Genomic DNA, 20,219 nt, shown 5'->3' with positions numbered 1-20,219 from the left:
CGTCTAGCCATGGAACCCGCTCTTCGCCAGAGGCCTCTGGCGGAGCGCGGCCGCCGGAGGGCATGAACCTCCCGTGGGGCGGGCACCGCGCCAGAGGCGGGCGGTACCCTGCGGTCCCTCTCGCCCTGCTTCTGTGCTGTCCTTCCCTCTCGCCGCCGCCCCGCTCCCGTTCGTGGGAGAGCTCGCCGCGCTGTTCGCCGCTGGCGTCCTCGTAGCGTACCTGTGCTACAAAGTGCGGCTCGTGCCGATCGCGGGGTTCTTGCTCGCGGGCGTGGCCGTGGGGCCGAATGCGCTGGGGCTGGTAACGGACCTGGAACTGGTGCAGCAGATCGCCGAGGTGGGCGTGATCCTGCTCTTGTTCTCCATCGGCGTGGAGTTCTCGCTCAAGGAGATGGCGCGGCTGGCGCGGCCCATCTTCCTAGGCGGCGGCGTGCAGGTGGGGCTGACGATTGCGGCCGTGGCCGGGATCGCGCTCGCGCTCGGCGTGCCGTTTGGAGCGTCGGTCTTTACGGGCTTTCTCGTCGCGATGTCGTCCACGGCGATCGTGCTGAAGGTGCTGGCGGAGCGCGCCGAGTCCGACACGCCGGTCGGGCGGATCGCGCTAGCGATGCTGCTTTTCCAGGACATCATCATCGTGGTCATGGCGCTGCTCATCCCGATCCTCGCGGGCGAGGGCGGGACGGGCCTCGGCATCGCGTGGGCGCTGGGCAAGGCGGCGCTCGTGATCGTGGCGGTCCTCGTGGGCGCGCGGCAGATCGTGCCGTGGTTCTTGGACCGCATCGCGAAGACGCGCCGGACCGAGCTGTTTCTGCTCGCCGTCGCGGCGATCTGCCTGGGCGTGGGCTGGGCCGCGAGCCTGGCGGGCGTGAGCATCGCGCTGGGCGCGTTCCTGGCGGGCCTCCTGGTCTCCGAGAGCGACTACGCCGAGCACGCGCTGAGCGAGGTGCTCCCGCTCCAGACGCTGTTCACCGCCGCGTTCTTCCTCTCGGTCGGGATGCTGCTGGACCCGGCGTTCCTGGTGCAGAACCTGGGCTGGGTGCTTCTGGCGGCGGCGGGCGTGCTCCTGCTCAAGGGCGTCATCGCGGCCATCGGCGCGCGGGTGATCGGCTACCCGATAGGCGTGGCGCTGGCGGGCGGGCTCGCGCTCGGGCAGGTCGGCGAGTTCTCGTTCGTGCTCGCGCTGGAGGGCGCGTCGGTCGGCCTGACGCCTCTGGCGCTGGGCGAGACGGGCAGCCAGGGCCTGATCGCCGTGACCGTCGTGCTGATGATCCTCACGCCGCTGCTCATCGCGACGGCGCCGCGGCTGGCGGCGCTCGGCCGGCGCATGGAGACCGCGACCGACGGCGCGGCGCCAGAGGCGGAGGCGGCCTCTGGCGGAGGCCACGGCCACGGCGTGGGCCTCGCGGACCACACCGTCGTCATCGGCTACGGCCCGGCGGGGCGGCGGCTCGCGCGCGTGCTGGCCGACGTGGGCATCCCGTTCGCGGTTAGCGACATGAACGCGCGGAGCCTCCAAGAGGCGCGGGAGGACGACATCCCTGTCGTCTACGGGGACGCCTCGCGCGAGCCCATCCTGCTCAGCCTCGGCGCCGACCGCGCCAAGCTGCTCGTCGTCGCCATCAACGACCGCGACGCCACGCGGCGCATCGTGTCGGTCGCGCGGCACCTCAACCCGACGCTCCAGATCATCGCGCGGACGCGGTTCACGACCGACGTCGAAACGCTTACTCGCGCCGGCGCCGACGTCGTCGTTCCAGAGGAGTTGGAGACCACGGTCCGGCTGTTCTCGCAGGTTCTCGGCGCGTACCTCGTGCCCAAGGACGAGATCGAGCGGCAGGTCTCGGCCGTGCGCCAGGACGACTACGGCGTGCTCCGGGGCTCCATCCAAGAAGCGCACCTCATGGTGCTCCAGGGGCTGGACGAGGAAGGCCTGCACACGCGCGCGGTCGCGGTGCGGGAGGGCGCGCCTGCGGCCGGGCGGTCGCTCGCGGACCTCTCGCTCCGCCAGAGGCACGGCATCACGGTCATGGCCGTCCGCCGCGGGCGCCAGACCATCGGCAACCCGGCGGGCGAGTTTCAGGTGGAGGCCGGCGACCGGCTCGTGATGGTGGCCGAGGCGGAGCAATTCGCAGCCTCGGCGGACCTGTTCCGCACGCCGCTCGAGGACTGAGCCTCTGGCGCCAGAGGCCTCTGGCGCCCAACGGCTCGGCGCTACGGCATCGCCATCAGGAAAACGGTGGGCGCCCTCTGGTAGCCTTCGAAGTCTGCCCGCTCCGCCATCCCCGTGCGCTCGCCGTTCTCGTCGAAGCTGGAATAGCGGACGGTGGGGGGCACATATCGGCCGCTAGACATCACGGCCACGTGGTCCCCGCCCGGCGCGAAGCCGACGCCGACGACAGAGGTCTTGGTCCGGGGGATCGCCCACGAGGCTAGCCTCTCGCCAGAGGCGGCGTCCCACACGAACGCGCCCGCGGTGGTCGCGACGGCCACGCGCGCGCCGTCGTCTGAAACGGCGAGCTGCCGGATCTCGTCGGGCCTCACGGCGCGGCCGTCCCGCCCGTCGTGGTCCAGCGGGGCCGTGCCGCTCCACAGCGCCTCGCCAGAGGCGGCGTCCCAGCCGGTGACGTTCCCCTGGGCGTCGGTTCCGTAGAGCGTCGCGCCATCGGGTGAAAAGGCGAGAAACGTGGCGCGGTTGGGCCAGCCCGCCACGCCCTTCCGCGCGGCGATGGCGTCTTCTCCCTCGGCGACGCGGACGATCGCCAGAGGCTGGCCGCTGGAACTGCGGACGCGCACGGTGCCGTCCGTCCGCATGGCGAGGGCGAAGCGATTGGCCTCTGGCGCGAGGGCGGAGGTGGAGACCCAACGCGAGCTGTCGAGGGGGGGCGGGGGCGCCTCGCCGGACGCTACCCACATGTCGTCGCGGATCTCGGACCCGTCTGGAAACGCGCCTTCCGTGACCGCCGGTGCGGGGGCCGAGAACGCGACGGGGGCGCCATCTTCCCGCGTGAACGCGCCGTCCTCATCCACCGAGCCGGCAAAGGCGCACGTCCGAAAGGCAGGCTCGTCCTGAGCCGCGTTGATGTTCTCGCACGGGCTGCTAAACGAGGAGCACGCGGCGAGGGCCGCCAGAGGCAGGAGGGCGAGGCGTCGCATGGCGTTCGGGGGGGCTAGCATCTGCCTAGACATACGCCGCCTCTCGCGAGAGCAGACCAGCGCTCCCCGGTAGATCGCGCAGGCGGGCTCGGGCCTCTGGCGCCAGAGGCCGCGCGTGAACTTTCTCTTCCGCTTCCGGTGGACGGAGCCGGATGGAAACGCGGGGGTTGGACGGCACCTTTTCCCCTCCTCCGATGGCTCTCCATCTCCTCACGCTGGCAGGCGGTCTCGCGCTTCTGATGGTGGCCGCGAGCGGGCTCGTGCGTGGCGCGTCTGCGCTGGCGCTCCGGTTCGGCCTCTCGCCGCTTATCGTGGGCCTCACGGTTGTCGCGTTCGGGACGAGCGCGCCGGAACTCGTAGTCAGCGTGCAGGCGACGCTGGCGGGCGCCGGCGGGATCGCCGTGGGCAACGTGGTCGGCTCCAACATCGCGAACGTGGGGCTCATCCTCGGGATCGCCGTTCTCGTGCGGCCCATCGCCTCCGACCGCTCCGTGCTCCGCCGCGACCTCCCGGCCCTGCTCGCCGCGACGGCGCTCGCGGCGGTGTTCCTGCTGGACCGGCAGGCCAGCGCCTGGGAGGGCGCGTTCCTCCTCGCGGCCCTGTTTGCCTACCTCGCGTGGAGCCTCACGCTCGCCCGCCGCGAGGGCGCCGCCCCCGAGATTGCCTCTGGCGCCAGAGGCCCCGCGTGGCGCGACGCGCTGTTCGTGGTCCTCGGGCTGGCCGGGCTGGTGGTGGGCGCGGACCTGTTCGTCGGCGCCGCGACGGCGCTCGCCGAGGCCGCGGGCGTTTCCAACGCCGTGATCGGGCTTACCGTCGTGGCGCTGGGCACGAGCTTGCCCGAGCTCGCGACGTCGGTTGTGGCGGCGTGGCGCGGCGAGGGCTCCATCGCCGTGGGCAACGTGATCGGGTCCAACCTTTTCAACCTGCTCGGCATCCTCGGCGTGGCGGCGCTGGTCCGCCCCATCGTGGTCCCGGGCCTCCAGCCGCTCGATGTCGCCGTCATGGGCGCGTTCGTGCTCATCCTCGTCCCGATGATGCTCTCCGGCCGCCGCCTCGTGCGCGCGGAGGCGGGCGTGCTCATCGCCGGCTACGCGGGCTACATGGTGTACCTCGGCGCCCTGCACGGGTAGCGGCGCAAAGCGCCAGAGGCCTCTGGCGCTAGTAGCCCGCCGCCAGGTCCACGCGGTTGCGGAGCTCGTCGCCGGCACGCCAGGAGCGGAGGTTGTCGGCGAAAAGGGCGAGCGCGCGCCGGGCGTACTGCGGCGAGTCGCCGGCGACGTGCGGAGTGAGGATCACGTTGTCCATCTCCCACAGCGGAGACGACGCCGGAAGCGGCTCGTCGTCGAACACGTCGAGCGCGGCGGCACCGATCTGCCCGGAGCGGAGCGCCTCCACCAAGTCGTACTGGTCCACGGTCTCGCCCCGCCCGACGTTGACGAAAAGGGCGCCGGGCTTGAGCGCGCCAAACGTCTCGGCGTCCAGCATCCGGTAGGTCGCGTCGGTCAAGGGCAGCGCCGCCACAACGGCGTCGGCCTCGGCGAGCTCGCCCGCCATGGCCTCTGGCGTGACCGTGCGGAGGGCGCCGGGCGTCTCGGCGCCGCTGGCGCGGACGGCGACGGCGGACATGCCGAGCGCGCCCGCAAGCTCGATCACGCGCTCACCGATGGAGCCGGCGCCGACCATCACGAGCCGCTTGCAGAGCCACTCGAACACGCCGTCGTAGTCCTCGCTCCCGCCCCACCGCTTTGCGCGCTGATCGCGCAGCGCCAGAGGCAGCCGGCGCGAGAACGCGAGCAGGACGGCGAGCACGTGCTCGCCGATGGGTACCGCGTGGATGCCCGACGCGCTCGTCACCACGAGGTCCGGGTGCGCGGCGGGGTAGAAGTCCTCGTGCTCTACCAACCAGTCCAGCCCGGCGCTCCACGACTGGAGCCACCGCAGCCGCGGCGCCTCCGCGACGAGAGCGGGCGGGGGGAATCCGAGGGCGATCTCGGCGTCCTTCAGCACGTCTCGGACACGCTCGCCTGTGGCCCGGACCACGTCGTAGCCGCTCGCGATCTCCCGGACGCGGCCGAGGTCGGCGAGTTGGTCGGTGGAAAGGCAGACGAGAAGCGTGGGCATCGCCAAGGGGTACGCTGGCCTCTGGCGCCAGAGGCTAGAGTTGGGACTTGATCGGGATCAGAACGGTCTCGGCAAACTTCTCGCCCCAGGGGCGGTTCTCCCACATCGCGTAGGTGTACGCGCGGCCCTGGGCGAAATCGGCCTCGAACACCTCCGTCATCGCCTGCGCGAAGTCCCGGTCGTAGAGGTTGAGGCTGGCCTCGTCGTTGAGCTCGAACGAGCGGATGTCGAAGTTGGTGGAGCCGACCGAGACCATCTCGCCGTCGATGATGAGCATCTTGGTGTGGATCATCGTGGGCTCGTACTCCGCGATGGCGACGCCCGCCTGGAGAAGCGGGCCCCAGCTACGCTTGGAAGAGAGCGCGACGAGTTCGGAGTCCAGGTGCTCGCCGGGCACGAGGATGCGGACCCGCACGCCGCGCTCCTGCGCCGCCACGAGCGCGCCCAGGATGAGCTGGTCCGGGACGAAGTAGGCCGCGTTGAGGTCCAGCGTCCTCTCCGCAGCGGCGATGGCCATGAGGTACATCAGCCGCATGCTATCGCTGCCGCCGGCGGGCGAGCTGGTAAACATCTGCGCCGGGACGCCGCCGGTGCTCTCCAGCGGGGGGAAGTAGTCCGGCCCGTTGAGGACCTCGCCGGTCGTCTCGATCCAGTTGTCCATAAAGGCCGCCTGGAGCTGGCCCACCACCGGCCCTTCCACGCGGAAGTGGATGTCACGCCAGTGCTCGGGGTCCTGCGCGTCGCCCGTCCACACGTCGGCGATGCCGACGCCGCCGGTAAAGCCCACCCTTCCGTCCACGACGAGGAGCTTGCGGTGCGTGCGGTTGTTCAGCCGCGAGAGCGTGTACCACGCCAGCGGCCGGTACTGCTCCACGCTCGCGCCAGAGGCCCGGAGGGAGTCCAAGATCGCGCCGTCCATCTTCGCGGAGCCGACCCAGTCCAGCAGGACCTTGACGGCGACGCCCTCGCGGGCCTTCCGCGCGAGGGCCCGGGAAAACCGGTCGCCGATCTCGCCGGACCAGTAGATGTAGGTCTCGAACGTGATGGTCGTCTCGGCGCTGTCGATGGCGGCGAGCATGGCCGGGAAGATCTCGTCGCCGTTCTGGAGCGCTTCCACGCTGTTTCCGCCCAGGATGCCGGGCCCGAGCAGCACGCCCATCTCGCGCGTGAACTGCGGGCTGTCCAGCGGATACCGGTGCCCGATCCGGCGCTCCACCTGCCGCGCGGGCCCGGCGAAGTTGAGGGCGATCACGACGCCAAAAGCCGTGATGATGACGGCGGCGGTGACCACCCAGATGCGCTTGTGCTTCATCGTGTAAGCTATCGGCGTTTGGGAGCGCGGAGGGCCTGCGGGTTCGCCTCTGGCGCCGAAAGGGACGGCCGCGTTCCGTCCCAGCGGCGTTCCGCTCCAGAGCGTAGCTGCACGCGCAGGCCGGCGCACCAGGCTCCCCTGCCGGGGGCGGCCTCTGGCGCCAGAGGCAGATTCGCGCAATCGTCCCGGCGCGCGGCGAACCCGCAGAACGTCCGGCCGTAGTCTTCCGCGATCCGAACCCCGACCGTATGGAACGCTCTCAGGAAGAATCCACCCAGGCTGCTCAGGCGCCTGTCCGCCCGCGCCGTCACAGCCGTCAGGTCACGTTGCGCTACGCCGTGGACGGCGAGCCGCGCGAGCTGAAGATCGGCGGCGGCGCCCCGATCACGGTCCAGAGCATGACCACGGGCAAGACGCACGACGTCGAGAACTGCCTCGCGGAGATCAAGGAGCTGGCCGACGCGGGTGCGGACGTGGTGCGCGTCGCGGTCCCGCGCCCGGAGGACGCCGAGGCGCTGAAGGACATCGTCCACGGCGCGACGGTCCCCATCGTGGCCGATATCCACTTCAACCACAAGTACGCGCTGAAGGCGCTGGAGGCGGGCGTGGCCAAGGTGCGCATCAACCCCGGCAACATCGGCAAGCCGGAGTGGGAGCGCGAGGTGCTGCTGGCGGCCAAGGAGCGCGGCACGCCCATCCGCATCGGCGTCAACGGCGGCTCGCTGGAAAAGGACATCCTGGACAAGTACGGCTACCCGCGCCCCGAGGCGCTGTTCGAGAGCGCGATGCGCCACGTGGAGGCGTGCACGCGCGTCGGCTTCGAGGACATCGTGATCTCGGTCAAGCACTCGGACGTGTACTTCATGATCCAGAGCTACCGGCTTCTGGCGGAGGCGACGGACTACCCGCTGCACCTCGGCGTGACCGAAAGCGGGAGCCTCAAGACCGGCCCTATCAAGAGCAGCATCGGTATCGGCTCTCTGCTCGCGGACGGCATCGGCGACACGATCCGCGTGAGCCTCGCGGCGGACTCGGTCAACGAGGTCCGCGTGGGGCACCAGATCCTCAAAAGCCTCCGCCTGGGCCGCCCCGGCGTCAACGTTATCGCGTGCCCCACGTGTGGGCGCCTGGCAGGTGACCTCTTCTCGGTCGTGGACGAGGTGGAGGAGGCCGTCGCCGCCAGAGGCTTCGACAAGGATTTGAGCGTGGCGCTGATGGGCTGCGCCGTCAACGGACCCGGCGAGGCCGCTGGCGCGGATCTTGGCGTAAGCCTCGGCCGCGGCCGCGCGCACATCTTCAAGCGCGGCGAGACCGTCGGGACCGTGGATCAGCACGAGATCGCGGACGCGGTGATCCAGATGATCGAGAACTGGGACGAGGCGGCGGAAGGAAACAGCCCCGGCCAGTAGAGCGCCGGCCTCTGGCGCCAGGGGCGGGGCCACGCGCGGTCCCTCCCGAACCGGTCCCGTAGGGACACACCGCTGGTGTGTCCACTCCCCGGAATGTCTCGGCGCCGTCCGAGGCCTGCGTCCTCCGCCATCCGCCAGAGGCCTCCGGCGCTACCGGACGGCCGCGAGCGTGCGCTCCACCTGCGCGTCGTGGTGCCGGTGATGTGCGAGGAGAAACGCAAAGGCGTCCCCTGTCACAAACGGCCCGAACATCGGGTGCCAGAACGCGACGGCCTCTGGCGGGACCGACGGCAACCTCTGGCGCCAGAGGCCCCGGAGGTCGGCCCAGGCGTCGCGCGTGGCAGCGTAGTCCGGGGCGGGGCCGGGCAGGATGGGGCCGGCACCTGGAGGCGCCGGGATCCGCAGCGGCAGCGCGAGGATGCCCGAGAGCACGCGGCGCCGTGCGCCGCTCGTGAGCCGCACCGGCGCGGACGCCCGCTCCCCGTCCAGCTTCACCCCCCGATCGATCCGGTACAGGTGCTCCACGATCTGCGCCAGGCTCCAGCCGCCAGAGGCCGGGCGCGCGTGGACGGTCTCTGGCGCGAGCGCGTCCAGCCGCGCGACGAGCGCGAGACGGTGCGACTCCAGGGCAACGAGCGCGGTCATGCCGCCAGAGGCCGGCGCCGGAGACCACGCGAGCCTCTGGCGAGACGAGCGCGCGCGGGCGCGTCGGAAAGCGTCCAGACAACGGTCGCGCAGACCGCGAGAGCGCCGTTCTTGAACACGCCCGTCAGCGGCGCCAGGAGCGTCGTCGGATCGGTCCAGACGACGCCGGCAGTGATGGCGAACATCGCGAGCGTGGTGACGAGCACGGCTGGCCTCTCGCGCCACCCGCTGAGCAAAACGACGCCCGCAGCGATCTCCAACCACCCGATGGCGACAAGCGTCCAGACCGGCGAGACGACCCACAACCTGGAGTCCGCGACGATCGCGAGTTCGGTCGGCTCGCGGAGCCAGACCTTGAGGACGGCGCCTTCGACGAGCCAGACGGCGGCGAGCGCGAGGCGGGCGAAAAGGCGGAGGCGCGCGTGCGTCATGGCGAACTTTCAGTCGGGAGTGAAAGCTACGCGGCGGCTTCCGGCAGGTTGCGCCACTGGCGCCAGAGGCGCGGGAGCCTCTGGCGGGGCGTCGGCGTCCACGGCGTCCCCTCTCCCCTGATCCCATGCTCGTCCTCGTCACCGGCGCCAGCGGCTTTGTCGGCTCCCACCTCGTTCCCGCGCTGCTCGCGGCCGGCCACACCGTCCGCGCGCTTTCGCGCTCGCCAGAGGCAGACCCGCGCGAGGGCGTCGAAACCGTCCACGGCGACGTGACCGATGTGGGCTCGCTGAAAGGCGCCTTCGAGGGCGTGGACGCGGTCGTGCACCTCGTCGGCATCATCGACGAGAGCCCGTCGAAGGGCGTGACGTTCGAGGCCATCCACGTGGACGGCACGCGCAACGTGGCGCACGCGGCGAAAGAGGCGGGGGTGGAGCGGTTCGTGCACATGAGCGCGAACGGCGCGCGGCTGGACGGCAAGAGCGAGTACCAGACCACGAAGTGGCGCGCGGAGGAGATCGCCAGAGGCGTCGGCTTTGAGCATCTGGTCGTCTTCCGGCCATCCACGCTCTTCGGAGACCCCGGCCCTGACAACCCCGAGTTCGCCAAGCGGCTCTGGGAGACCCTCGTCAAGCCGTTCCCGGTCCTGCCTGTCTTCGGCAAGGGTGACTACGAGCTCCAGCCCGTCCACGTCCAGGCCTGCGCCGACGCGATGGCCGCGGCGGTCACGCGCGAGGCCTCTGGCGGCGAGAGCTACTGCGTGGCCGGCCACGAGCGCATCCCGTACACGGAGGTGCTCAAGCGCATCGCCAGAGGCGGCGGCATCGAGCCCAAGCCGACGGCGCCGGTGCCCATCTTCGCGGCCCGGCTAGGCGTTAACACGCTCGGCAAAGCGGGCCTGCTGCCCATTTCACCCGCCCAGTTCGAGATGCTGGTGGAGGGCAACACGTGCGACCCGACGGCCTTTTTCGAGGACTTCGGCGTGACCTCGCCCGCGTTCGACGGCGAGAGCCTGGGGTACCTCGCGACGTACTAAGGCCGATTTCCCATGCCTCTTGCGTGTCATCGTGAGAAGCGCGGCGACCTCGTGCCTCGGCGCTTGTCCAGACGAGATCGCGTCGCTGAAGCTCGCGATGACACCGGTTCGGGTAGGACGACTACGCGAGCGCCGCAGATCATGGCCTCTGGCGCGGAGCGGCCCGCCAGAGGCTACCTCTCGTAGAGCGCCATCATGCCGTCCCACAGGCCCGGCGCGAGGACACCCTGGTGGTCCGCGCCGTCGTAGACGCGGAGCGTGACCGTGAGCTCGGGCATCGCGCGGAAACGTTCGGCGAGTTGCTCGGCACGCCCGGCCAGGTCCCCGATCCCTCCCCGCTCCTCATCGCCGACGCCGAGGAACACCCGCGCGCCTCTGGCGCGAGCGCCCGCGAAGGCGGCATCGAGGAGGTACGAGCGGTCCCAGAACAGCGACGGCGAGAGCGCGAGGTAGTCCGCGAACAGGTCCGGGTGGCTCTCCATCATCCAGGTGGTGAACAGCCCGCCAAAGGAGTGGCCCGAAAGCGCGCGCTGCGCAGGATCGGAGGGGAAACGCGCTTCCACCTCGGGGATCACGCGGTCCCGCAGAAAGGCGTAGAACGCCTCCGCCCCGCCCGTAGAGGCCGAATCCAAACGAGCCGACGCGCCCATCGTGAACGTGACCCCGCGCGGCGGGACAAAGGGTGTGGGCGTGTAGTCTTTGTTGCGGCCCCGCTGGTACGCCGCCTCGCCTCCTACCGTCGAGACGCCGACGAGCAAGAACGGCCGGACCGGCTGCGTGCCGCCCCTCGGCGCGATCGTCATCGCGACCCGGTGCAGCCCCTTCGCCAGCGCCGCGTTGCGCCAGCCGTCCAGGTAGTAGAGCGTCGGAAGCGGCTCGCCTCTGGCGCGGTCGTAGCCCGGCGGGAACGTGACCTCGATGTCGTACTCGCCAGAGGGGCCGGCCAGCCGGAACGCCTCGGTCTCGGGGTCCGAGACCGTCTGCGCGAGGGCGCTCGCCAGCGGCGTGAGCACGAGGGCGGCGAGCAGCAGGAGTCGAGACATCAGAGACCGGAAACGAGTCCAGCAAGGTAGACGTCCCTTCTCAGCCTCTGGCGCCAGAGGCCGCTCGCTTTCCCTGCGGTCCTCGTGCACGAACGCCGCGGCCCGGCTCAGGATGATCGCGTCGATGGTCTCTCGCGTGGCACCGTCCCAGTAGTACTGCTTCTCATGGTCTCGAAGCGTGTCGCGGGCGTGGTAGAGGAGGTAGAAGTCCAGGAGGACGTGCGGGTGATCGTGCGCTAGCGAGAGGTCCTTCAGGTCCCGCAGCGTGTCGCCGAGGTCGGCCTTCCCGGCGAGCATCATCCGGAGGATCTCCGCGACGTAGGCCTCGATGGCACGGCCCGGCCCGAGGTCCGGCATCCCGACCTCTACCAGCGCGCGGTCCCGCAGCGGCGCCAACTCGAAGTGGTTGTGGGGCGGGCTCATCCCGGCCAGTTCCACGAGCGCCTCGCCGTCATGCCCGGCGACCAACATGGCCGTGGCCCAGTCCACACACTCCTGGCCACAGGCCTTCTGGAGCGCCTTCCGGCCGAGGACGTGGGCAGTCGTGACGGTCTGCATGAGGATCGGGCCTCTGGCGCCAGAGGCTGGGCTACGCCTCTGGCGGGAGCGTGACTTCCAGTGTCATCGTGTGCGTCCCGTCCGCCTGCGCGATCTGGACCGTGCCCGCGATTCCCGCCAGCGCGCCCGTCCCCGAACCCGGCACGATGTTTCCGAACGTGTGCGGCGCGACCTCCGGCCCCATCAGACCGCCATGCTGGATCACGAACGTCCCCTCGCGCTCTCCGATGCGGCCCGCAAGCCGCTCACTCACGAGGTAGCCCGCGCCCGCCTCTGGCGCGCCCATGCCGCAGAACAAGCCTTCGCCGGAGGACGTGCCCTCGAAGTCCCCCGCGAACGTCTTGGTGAGCGCGACGCGGCTCAGGTCCGGCCCCGCCTCTGGCGTGTCGGTCGGCGTGGCGTCCCAGCCGGTGACATCGAAGGTGGAGACGACGGTCATGGCGTGCGCGGTGGGTGGAGCCCGAGACTACGCCAGAGGCGGTGACATGCGGGCGCGAACGGCCGAGGCGACCGCCAGAGCCAAGAATGCCACGGTCGCTCCGGCCACCCACAGCCAGTGAGCGTAGACGTGGGGAGGCGAATGCATGAGGCCGAGGCCGAAAGCGACGGTCAACACGACGCCTGCCAGCGCGGCGCCGAGCGCGCGGCCCCATGAACGCCGGTAGCTCTCCGGCCGAAGCATCGCGTAAAAGAAGGTCACCTCGCCTGACAAAATTGCGCCCATGGTGAGCACGCCTGCCCACGGATACGATGTCTGCGCGCCCCGGACGGCTGTTGAGTACCCGTCGCCCTGAGCCCCTGCCCACAGGAGGGCCGCGACGCCGACTAGCCACAGAGCCGCGAACAGGGAATAGCGCCAGGTGAGCGTTTGGGCCATGCCGGGGGAACGTCCGTACGGCTGCACCGCGCGGGAGAGGGAATCCAGTCTACGATGGGCCTTCCGCCAGATGCCTCTGGCGCTACGCCGCCGCGCGGGCGAGCTGGTCTTGCTTGGGCGTCTCGCCCACGTGCTCGCGGTAGACGCGGATAAAGTGGCTGACGGAGTTGAACCCGACCGCCGCCGCCACGTCCGTCACGCTCCGCGCGGGGTTCGCCAGTAGCCGCTGCGCCCGGTCCACGCGCAGCCGCGTGAGGTAGGCCACCGGCGTAATTCCGAACTCGTTGCGGAAGGCGCGATAGAACGACGGCTCGCTCATGCACGCCGCCTCGGCCAAGTCCGAAACCCGCAGCGGCTCGTGCAAGCGCCGCTTCGCCATCTCCGCCGCCGCCGCCAGGCCGTGGCGCGACGCGCGAAGAACGCTCTCCTCCAAGAGCAGCTTGCGCGCCTCAACCCGGAGCATCCGCACCACCAGTTCCTGCACTCCCAGGTCGATCAAGAGGTCTTTGTCCGGCGCGTCCTCCATGAACAGCCCCACCAACTGGTGCACGGTGTGCTCGATGCCGGGCGTGTTCATAAAGTGGCACACGGCGTCGTCGTCGTATGTCCACTCGCCAGAGGCCTCGGCGCGGGGCGCCGCCTCGTTGAGCCGCTCCGCCACGCGCCGAACGCGCGCCCGGTCGATCTCGATCGTGAGGCACTTTGTCGGCGCCGCGTCGCTCGCGTCCGGGAAGTCGATCTCGATGGTGTGGCCGGTCGGGACCACGAGGGATTCCAGCGGCAAAAACGGAATCGCCGCGCCTCTGGCGGTGTGCACCACCTTTTTGCCCGTCACCATGCCGCAGTAGAGCGGGTTGTCGGCCGCCAGAGGCACGCGCTCGGCGGGCCGCACGGTGTCGTACACGGAGAAGGCGGCGCCCTCGGCGCCGAACGTCACCTTGTTCTCGACGAGATCCTGTGCGGGGGCCTCTTGCGCGATCCGCGCGAGGTGGTCCGTGAACGATCTGAGCTCCATGGGAGGGTGTGATAGTATCCCGCGATTTATCGAGAGGCGCCAGATAGAAGTCCCCGGAAGCGCTCCCGAAATTAGAAGGACAAGTAAAGACCAACGTCCGCCGGGCGCAACGGTCCCCTGTTCCTCCCTTTCCTCCTCTCCGCCATGCTGTACGAGCGCCCCCCCTTTAAAGATCGGTATCCCAACTTCATCGGCGGTGAGTACGCCGAACCTGTGGACGGTCAGTACTTCGACAACCCGTCCCCCATCGACGGGAAGACGTTCTGCCAGGTCGCCCGGTCGAACGAGAAGGACGTAGACAACGCCGTCGAGGCCGCGCAGAAGGCGTTCGACGAGACGTGGAAGCACACGTCGGTCACCGAGCGCGCCAACATGCTCCTCAAGATCGCGCAGATCACCGAGGACAACCTGGAGCACCTCGCACTCGTGGACACGATTGACAACGGCAAACCAATCCGCGAGACGCTCGCGGCCGACCTCCCGCTCGTCGTGGATCACTACCGCTACTTCGCGTCGGTCATCCGCGCCCAGGAAGGCGGCATTAGCGAGTTAGACGAGACGACGGTCAGCATCCAGTTGCACGAGCCGCTCGGCGTCGTGGGTCAGATCATCCCGTGGAACTTCCCGCTGCTCATGGCGGCCTGGAAGCTGGCGCCCGCCCTCGCGGCCGGCAACTGCGTGGTCCTCAAGCCCGCCGAGCAGACGCCGGTGAGCATCATGGAGTGGATCGAGCTCATCAAGGACGTGCTCCCTGCCGGCGTGCTCAACGTGGTCCACGGATTCGGCCCCGAGGCCGGCAAGCCTCTGGCGCAGCACGAGGGCATCAAGAAAATCGCCTTTACCGGCGAGACCACGACCGGCCGCCTCATCATGCAGTACGCGTCCGAGAACCTGATCCCGATGACGCTGGAGCTAGGCGGCAAGAGCCCCAACGTGTTCTTTGAGTCCGTCATGGACGAGGACGACGCCTTTTTCGACAAGTGCCTGGAAGGCGCCGCGATGTTCGCGCTCAACCAGGGCGAGGTCTGCACCTGCCCGAGCCGCATCCTGGTTCAGGAGTCCATCGCCGACAAGTTCATCGAGCGACTCGTCGAGCGCGTGAACAAGATCAAGGTGGGCAACCCGCTGGACTCCGACACGATGGTCGGCGCGCAGGCGTCCAACGACCAGTACGAGAAGATCCAGAAGTACATCAAGATCGGCCGCGAGGAAGGCGCCGAGGTTCTGGCCGGCGGCGCGGTCGCGTCCAACGGCGAGCCCGTCATGGCCGTCGCCGGCAACGACTCCACCAACGCGCCCAACAGCGCGGCCACGCCCACGCCCGAGACCCCGGCCCACGCCGGCGCCCCCGTCTCGGGGGACGGGGCAGGCTCCGCCTCTGGCGACGGCTACGCGGGCGTCCCGGACGGCGGCTTCTACATCCAGCCGACCATCTTCAAAGGCGACAACTCGATGCGCGTCTTCCAGGAAGAGATTTTTGGGCCGGTCGTGAGTGTCACCACGTTCAAGGACGAGGCCGAGGCCATCGAGATCGCGAACGAGACTCTTTACGGCCTGGGTGCCGGCGTCTGGACGCGCGACGCGCACCAGCTCTACCAAGTGCCGCGCGCCATCGAGAGCGGCCGCGTGTGGGTCAACTGCTACCACCTCTACCCGGCGCACGCCGCGTTCGGTGGCTACAAGAAGTCCGGCATCGGGCGCGAGAACCACAAGATGATGCTCTCGCACTACCAGCAGACCAAGAACATGCTGGTGTCGTACTCGAAGGACGCCCTCGGCTTTTTCTAGGAGCCAGTAGCGAGTAGGCAGGGGCCAGTGGGGAACGGCGAGAGCCGGACACCCCGCTGGCCCTCGCCATATGCGCTCGCGCGGCCTTTCCAGCCTCTGGCGCCAGAGGCCGTCCTCATCGTCCCTCTCTGCCACTGGCGACTGCCCACTCCCCCCATCCTCCTATGTCTACCCCCCGAGTCCTCGTCACGCCAGAGGCCGAAGCCGTCATCGACCAGCTCCGCGAGACGCACGGCCCGCTCATGTTCCACCAGTCCGGCGGATGCTGCGACGGCTCCTCGCCGATGTGCTACGCCGAAGGCGACTTCCGCCTCGGCCGCTCGGATGTGAAGCTCGGCGAGATCCACGGCGTCCCGTTCTACATGGAGCGCTCCCAGTTCGAGTACTGGAAGCACACCCAACTCACCGTCGACGTGAAGCCGGGCCGCGGCTCCAGCTTTTCGATCGAGATCCCGCTCGGGTTGCGCTTCCTCATCGACTCCCGTCTCTACACCGAGGAGGAGGCCGAGCAACTCACGCCCGTCGAGCGCGTGGACGCGTAGGGCACCGTAGGCTACCGCCCGCGCATCCGTAGGGGCACACCGCTGGTGTGCCCTTGGTCAGAATGGCGCGATCCCGCCAGAGGCCTCTGGTGAGCATTGAAGTTGGTCGCGGCTACCCCGGTCTGCGCGCCTGGGCGTCGGTCAACCTGTCCCCCTCATTAAGGGGACCATTCAGATCTGATCCTTCAGGCAGCGCGCGGAGTGAATTGCGCCCCCGAATCAGAGGAGGCCAGCCGAGCACCGTCCCCAACAAGCCGCCCCACCACACGCCTCTGGCGCCAGAGGCCGCCCTTCTTTTATCCTCCACGTTCCCTCACACCTCCCCGCTCCGTGTCCGACGCCCCCGACATCTACCCGCCGTCCCAAGAGTTCGCCGCCCGCGCCCACATCGGCAGCATGGCCGAGTACGAGGAGATGTACGCCCGCTCCGTAGAGGACAACGAGGGCTTCTGGCGCGAGCAGGCCGAGCGCATCGACTGGTTTGAGCCGTTCACGACCGTCAAGGACGTGAGCTACGCGAGTGACGACGTGCACATCCGCTGGTACACCGGCGGCAAGACGAACGCGTGCTACAACGCGCTCGACCGCCACGTGGACGCCGGGAAGGGCGACAAGACGGCGTTCATCTTCGAGCCCGACGACCCGAACACGCAAGAGGCCCGCCACATCTCGTACGCCGAGGCGCTACGCGAGACCAAGACGATGGCCTGCGTTCTCACGAACCACGGCGTCAAAAAGGGCGACCGCGTCACCATCTACATGCCGATGATCCCGGAGGCGGCCTACGCCATGCTCGCGTGTGCGCGCATCGGGGCGGTCTTCTCGGTCATCTTCGGCGGCTTCTCGCCAGAGGCCATCGCGGGTCGCATTCGCGACGCGGACTCGGACTTCGTCATCACGGCCGATCAGGGGCGCCGCGGCGGCAAGACCATTGCGCTCAAGGCCAACGTGGACGCCGCGCTGCAAAAGACCGACGCCGACGGGCCGACCGTCCGCCACGTCCTCGTGGTGAAAAACACCGGCGGCAACATCCAGTGGCACGAGAGCCGCGACGTGTGGCTCCACGACGCCACGCCAGAGGCACAGACCACCGAGGCCTCTGGCGGCTGCCCGTGCGCGCACATGGACGCCGAGGACCCACTGTTCATCCTCTACACGAGTGGCAGCACCGGCACGCCCAAGGGCGTCGTCCACACGACGGGCGGCTACTGCGTCTACACGTCGATGACACACGAATACGTCTTCGACCTCCACGAGGACGACGTCTTCTGGTGCACCGCCGACGTGGGCTGGATCACCGGCCACAGCTACATCGTGTTCGGCCCGCTTATCAACGGCTGCACGCAGGTCTTCTTCGAGGGCATCCCCACCTTCCCCGACGCCGGGCGCTTCTGGGACGTCGTCGACAAGCACGGCGTCACCATCTTCTACACCGCGCCGACGGCCATCCGCGCGCTCATGGCGCAGGGCGACGCGCTCGTCACGCGGGCCTCTCGCGCGAGCCTCCGCCTTCTCGGGACGGTCGGCGAGCCCATCAACCCGGAGGCGTGGCGCTGGTACCACGAAACCGTCGGCGACGGGCGCTGCCCCATCGTAGACACGTGGTGGCAGACCGAGACCGGCGGCATCATGCTCACGCCGCTCCCCGGCGCGGTCCCGCAGAAGCCGGGCAGCGCGACGCTCCCGTTTTTCGGCATCCAGCCCCAGGTCTTGGAAGCGGCCTCTGGCGAGGTCCTCGACGGCCCGACCGAGGGCATTCTGGTCATCGCGGACTCCTGGCCCAGTCAGGCGCGGACGGTCTACGGCAACCACGAGCGCTTCGTCAACACCTACTTCACCGCCTACGAGGGCAAGTACTTCACCGGCGACGGGTGCCGGCGCGACGAGGACGGCTACTACTGGATTACGGGCCGCGTGGACGACGTGATCAACGTCTCTGGTCACCGCATGGGCACGGCCGAGGTCGAGAGCGCGCTCGTTTTGCACGAGGCCGTCGCGGAGGCCGCGGTCGTCGGCATTCCGCACGACATCAAGGGGCAGAGCATCTACGCCTACGTCTCGCTCGGCGAGGGCTACACGCCCAACGAGGACCTCCGCGCCGAGCTTCGCCAGCACGTCCGCACCGTTATCGGCCCCATCGCGACGCCGGAGTTTCTCCAGTTCGCGATTGCGGGCCTGCCCAAGACGCGCTCAGGCAAAATCATGCGCCGCATCCTCCGCAAGATTGCCACCAACGAGCACGACGCGCTCGGCGACACGTCCACGCTCGCGGACGCGGAGGTCGTCGACAAGCTCATCACCGGCCGCCGCAACCGCCCCGAGGTGGACGACGGCGACTACATGGGCTGAGGTACTGGGTACTGGGTAAAGCTGCGTCGCGCTCGCCTCTGGCGCCAGAGGCGGTTTGTGAGGCATAGATCACCCCCCGGTCGGCGCGCCTGCACGGCGGCCGACCTGTCCCCCTTGCCAAGGGGGACAATCCACTCCGAGCGCTGAGCGAAGTACCAATCTGAATTGTCCCCCTCGTTGAGGGGGACAGCTTCGCGACCGTAGGGCGAGCGAAGCGGGGGTAGTTGCAGCCGACCGCAGAGCCGCGCCAGAGGCCTCAGTACGCCTGGGCGTGCACCCCGGCTACGGCGCGGCCCGAGGGGTCTGCCGAGTCCGCGAACGAGGCGTCCCACGCAAGGGCCTCTGGCGTGCTGCACGCGACCGACTTTCCGCTGGGCACGGTGAGCGCGCAGGTGTCGAGCGGGAAGTGGGACTCGAACAGCGTGCGGTAGAAGTAGCCCTCCTTGGTATCCGGCGTGTGGATGGGGAAGCGCTCGCCAGAGGCCGCGAAGTCCGCGTCGGAGACCTGCGCGTCGGCGTGGGCGCGGAGGCTGTCGATCCACGCGTAGCCGACGCCGTCGGAGAACTGCTCCTTCTGACGCCACGCGACCGACGCAGGAAGTGCGCTCTCGAACGCCTCGCGCAAGAGGTGCTTTTCCATCCGACCGCTGTGCGGGCGTTTGGCCTCTGGCGCCACACGCATGGCCACGTCGAGGAACTCCTGATCCAGGAACGGCACGCGGGCTTCGATGCCCCATGCGGCCATCGCCTTGTTGGCGCGGAGGCAGTCGAAGAGGTGTAGGCGGTCCAGCTTGCGGACGGTCTCCTCGTGGAAGGCCCGCGCGTCCGGTGCTTTGTGGAAGTAGAGGTAGCCACCGAAGATCTCGTCGGCGCCCTCGCCGGAGAGGACCATCTTGATGCCCATCGCGCGGATGCGGCGCGCCATGAGGTACATCGGTGTGGCGGCGCGGATCGTCGTCACGTCAAACGTTTCGAGGTGCCGCACCACGTCCGAAAGCGCGTCGAGGCCCTCCTGCACGGTGAAGTGGAAGGCGTGGTGCTCGGTCCCGATGTGGTCGGCCACCTTCTGCGCCGCCTCCAGATCCGGGCTGCCCTCCAAGCCAATCGCGAACGAGTGGAGGTGCGGCCACCAGGCCTCTTGCGCACCGTCGGCCTCGATGCGCCGGTCGGCGAAGCGTTTGGCCGTGGCGGCGATGATGGACGAGTCCAACCCACCCGAGAGGAGCACGCCATACGGCACGTCGGTCATGAGTTGGCGCTTGACGGCGGCCTCCAGCGCCTCGCGCACCGCCAGAGGCTCGGCGGAGTTGTCCGCGACGGCGTCGTAGCCCATCCAATCGCGCGAATAGTACCGCACCGGCTCGCCGACCTCGCTGTCCCACACGTGCCCCGGCGGGAATGTCTCGATGGTCTCGCAGACCGGCACGAGCGCCTTCATCTCGCTGGCCACGTAGAGCGTGCCTCCCGCGTCGCGCCCGGTGTAGAGCGGCATCACGCCCATCGGGTCGCGCGCGATGAGGTAGCGGCCGCGCGTCTCGTCGACGAGCACGAACGCGAAGATGCCCACCAGGTCGTCCAGGAAATCCGCGCCGTGGTCGCGGTAGAGCGCGAGGATGACCTCGCAGTCCGAGTCGGTCTGGAACGCGAACGGCTGCTCCAGCCTCTGGCGCAAGAGGCGGTGGTTGTAGATCTCGCCGTTGACGGCGAGCGCGTGCGTCTTCTCGGGGTTGAGGAGCGGCTGCGCGCCGCCCATCACGTCGACGATCGCGAGGCGCTCGTGCGCGAGCACGGCGGTGTCCGACGCGTAGACGCCGGACCAGTCTGGGCCGCGGTGGCGCTGGAGGCCGGAGAGGCGGACGGCGGTGGACCGCGCATCGGCGGGGTCCGTCTGGAGGTCGAGGATTCCGAGGATGGAGCACATGACAAACGGGGGCGGGCGGAA

17 protein-coding genes are annotated in these 20,219 nt (G+C 69.4%); 7 read left to right on the top strand and 10 right to left on the bottom strand.

Features of this window, described 5'->3' with window-relative positions:
* Window positions 1-133 precede the first annotated feature (133 nt).
* Window positions 134-2,170, top strand: coding sequence for a monovalent cation:proton antiporter family protein (locus tag BSZ36_RS16495; protein ID WP_218827716.1), 2,037 nt, complete (start codon window positions 134-136; stop codon window positions 2,168-2,170).
* 41 nt (window positions 2,171-2,211) lie between these two features.
* Here BSZ36_RS16495 and BSZ36_RS16490 read toward each other — a convergent pair whose 3' ends face one another.
* Complete coding sequence (locus tag BSZ36_RS16490) at window positions 2,212-3,153, bottom strand: WD40 repeat domain-containing protein (RefSeq protein ID WP_094550941.1); 942 nt, start codon at window positions 3,151-3,153, stop codon at window positions 2,212-2,214.
* Window positions 3,154-3,347: 194 nt separating this feature from the next.
* Between BSZ36_RS16490 and BSZ36_RS16485 the strand changes: the two genes are divergently transcribed.
* The gene (locus BSZ36_RS16485; protein ID WP_094551397.1) at window positions 3,348-4,283 is read left to right on the top strand and encodes a calcium/sodium antiporter; all 936 of its coding nucleotides are present in this window, start codon (window positions 3,348-3,350) and stop codon (window positions 4,281-4,283) included.
* 28 nt (window positions 4,284-4,311) lie between these two features.
* On the opposite strand, the gene BSZ36_RS16480 is transcribed toward BSZ36_RS16485, so the two are convergent.
* Both BSZ36_RS16480 and BSZ36_RS16475 read right to left on the bottom strand, forming a co-directional pair.
* Window positions 4,312-5,274 (bottom strand): D-2-hydroxyacid dehydrogenase, encoded by a 963-nt coding sequence (locus BSZ36_RS16480; protein ID WP_094550939.1) that lies wholly within the window; start codon window positions 5,272-5,274, stop codon window positions 4,312-4,314.
* Window positions 5,275-5,308: 34 nt separating this feature from the next.
* Window positions 5,309-6,586 (bottom strand): phospholipase D-like domain-containing protein, encoded by a 1,278-nt coding sequence (locus tag BSZ36_RS16475; protein WP_094550937.1) that lies wholly within the window; start codon window positions 6,584-6,586, stop codon window positions 5,309-5,311.
* A 248-nt stretch (window positions 6,587-6,834) separates the two neighbouring features.
* Here BSZ36_RS16475 and ispG point away from each other — a divergent pair, with 248 nt between their 5' ends.
* Complete coding sequence (ispG, locus tag BSZ36_RS16470) at window positions 6,835-7,995, top strand: flavodoxin-dependent (E)-4-hydroxy-3-methylbut-2-enyl-diphosphate synthase (RefSeq protein ID WP_094550935.1); 1,161 nt, start codon at window positions 6,835-6,837, stop codon at window positions 7,993-7,995.
* A 150-nt stretch (window positions 7,996-8,145) separates the two neighbouring features.
* Here the strand turns inward: ispG and BSZ36_RS16465 are convergent, their stop codons facing one another.
* Together BSZ36_RS16465 and BSZ36_RS16460 are read right to left on the bottom strand one after the other, a co-directional pair.
* Window positions 8,146-8,640, bottom strand: a complete 495-nt coding sequence (locus tag BSZ36_RS16465; RefSeq protein ID WP_094550933.1) for a DinB family protein — start codon at window positions 8,638-8,640, stop codon at window positions 8,146-8,148.
* Entirely contained in the window at window positions 8,637-9,071 is a 435-nt protein-coding gene (locus BSZ36_RS16460) for a DoxX-like family protein (RefSeq protein ID WP_094550931.1), read from the bottom strand. The genes BSZ36_RS16465 and BSZ36_RS16460 overlap by 4 nt, the downstream gene beginning before the upstream one ends.
* Before the next feature lie 125 nt (window positions 9,072-9,196).
* Between BSZ36_RS16460 and BSZ36_RS16455 the strand changes: the two genes are divergently transcribed.
* Window positions 9,197-10,105 carry an NAD-dependent epimerase/dehydratase family protein gene (locus BSZ36_RS16455; RefSeq protein WP_094550929.1) on the top strand — a complete coding sequence of 303 codons (909 nt, stop codon included), beginning with the start codon at window positions 9,197-9,199 and terminating at the stop codon, window positions 10,103-10,105.
* A 173-nt stretch (window positions 10,106-10,278) separates the two neighbouring features.
* On the opposite strand, the gene BSZ36_RS16450 is transcribed toward BSZ36_RS16455, so the two are convergent.
* The 4 genes from BSZ36_RS16450 to BSZ36_RS16435 all read right to left on the bottom strand — a co-directional run bounded on the left by BSZ36_RS16450 (window position 10,279) and on the right by BSZ36_RS16435 (window position 13,598).
* A complete protein-coding gene (locus tag BSZ36_RS16450; RefSeq protein ID WP_094550927.1) occupies window positions 10,279-11,706 on the bottom strand; it encodes an alpha/beta hydrolase in 1,428 nt (475 codons plus the stop codon).
* Window positions 11,707-11,737: 31 nt separating this feature from the next.
* Window positions 11,738-12,145, bottom strand: coding sequence for a DUF3224 domain-containing protein (locus tag BSZ36_RS16445; RefSeq protein WP_094550925.1), 408 nt, complete (start codon window positions 12,143-12,145; stop codon window positions 11,738-11,740).
* A 27-nt stretch (window positions 12,146-12,172) separates the two neighbouring features.
* Window positions 12,173-12,406 (bottom strand): hypothetical protein, encoded by a 234-nt coding sequence (locus BSZ36_RS19070; RefSeq protein WP_143536941.1) that lies wholly within the window; start codon window positions 12,404-12,406, stop codon window positions 12,173-12,175.
* Window positions 12,407-12,665: 259 nt separating this feature from the next.
* Window positions 12,666-13,598, bottom strand: a complete 933-nt coding sequence (locus tag BSZ36_RS16435; protein WP_094550921.1) for a helix-turn-helix domain-containing protein — start codon at window positions 13,596-13,598, stop codon at window positions 12,666-12,668.
* A 144-nt stretch (window positions 13,599-13,742) separates the two neighbouring features.
* On the opposite strand from BSZ36_RS16435, the gene BSZ36_RS16430 reads away from it, so the two are divergent.
* The 3 genes from BSZ36_RS16430 (at window position 13,743) to acs (ending at window position 18,277) form a co-directional block, all read left to right on the top strand.
* Window positions 13,743-15,386 carry an aldehyde dehydrogenase family protein gene (locus tag BSZ36_RS16430; protein ID WP_281253161.1) on the top strand — a complete coding sequence of 548 codons (1,644 nt, stop codon included), beginning with the start codon at window positions 13,743-13,745 and terminating at the stop codon, window positions 15,384-15,386.
* Window positions 15,387-15,550: 164 nt separating this feature from the next.
* Window positions 15,551-15,928 (top strand): DUF779 domain-containing protein, encoded by a 378-nt coding sequence (locus BSZ36_RS16420; RefSeq protein ID WP_094550919.1) that lies wholly within the window; start codon window positions 15,551-15,553, stop codon window positions 15,926-15,928.
* A 330-nt stretch (window positions 15,929-16,258) separates the two neighbouring features.
* Complete coding sequence (gene acs / locus BSZ36_RS16415) at window positions 16,259-18,277, top strand: acetate--CoA ligase (RefSeq protein WP_094550917.1); 2,019 nt, start codon at window positions 16,259-16,261, stop codon at window positions 18,275-18,277.
* Between the two features lie 256 nt (window positions 18,278-18,533).
* On the opposite strand, the gene asnB is transcribed toward acs, so the two are convergent.
* The gene (asnB, locus tag BSZ36_RS16410) at window positions 18,534-20,198 is read right to left on the bottom strand and encodes an asparagine synthase B (RefSeq protein WP_094550915.1); all 1,665 of its coding nucleotides are present in this window, start codon (window positions 20,196-20,198) and stop codon (window positions 18,534-18,536) included.
* Window positions 20,199-20,219 lie beyond the last annotated feature (21 nt).

Origin of the sequence: Rubricoccus marinus, assembly GCF_002257665.1 — a bacterium.
Classification (GTDB): Bacteria; Bacteroidota; Rhodothermia; order Rhodothermales; family Rubricoccaceae; genus Rubricoccus; species Rubricoccus marinus.
This window is presented reverse-complemented; position numbering and strand designations above follow the sequence as displayed.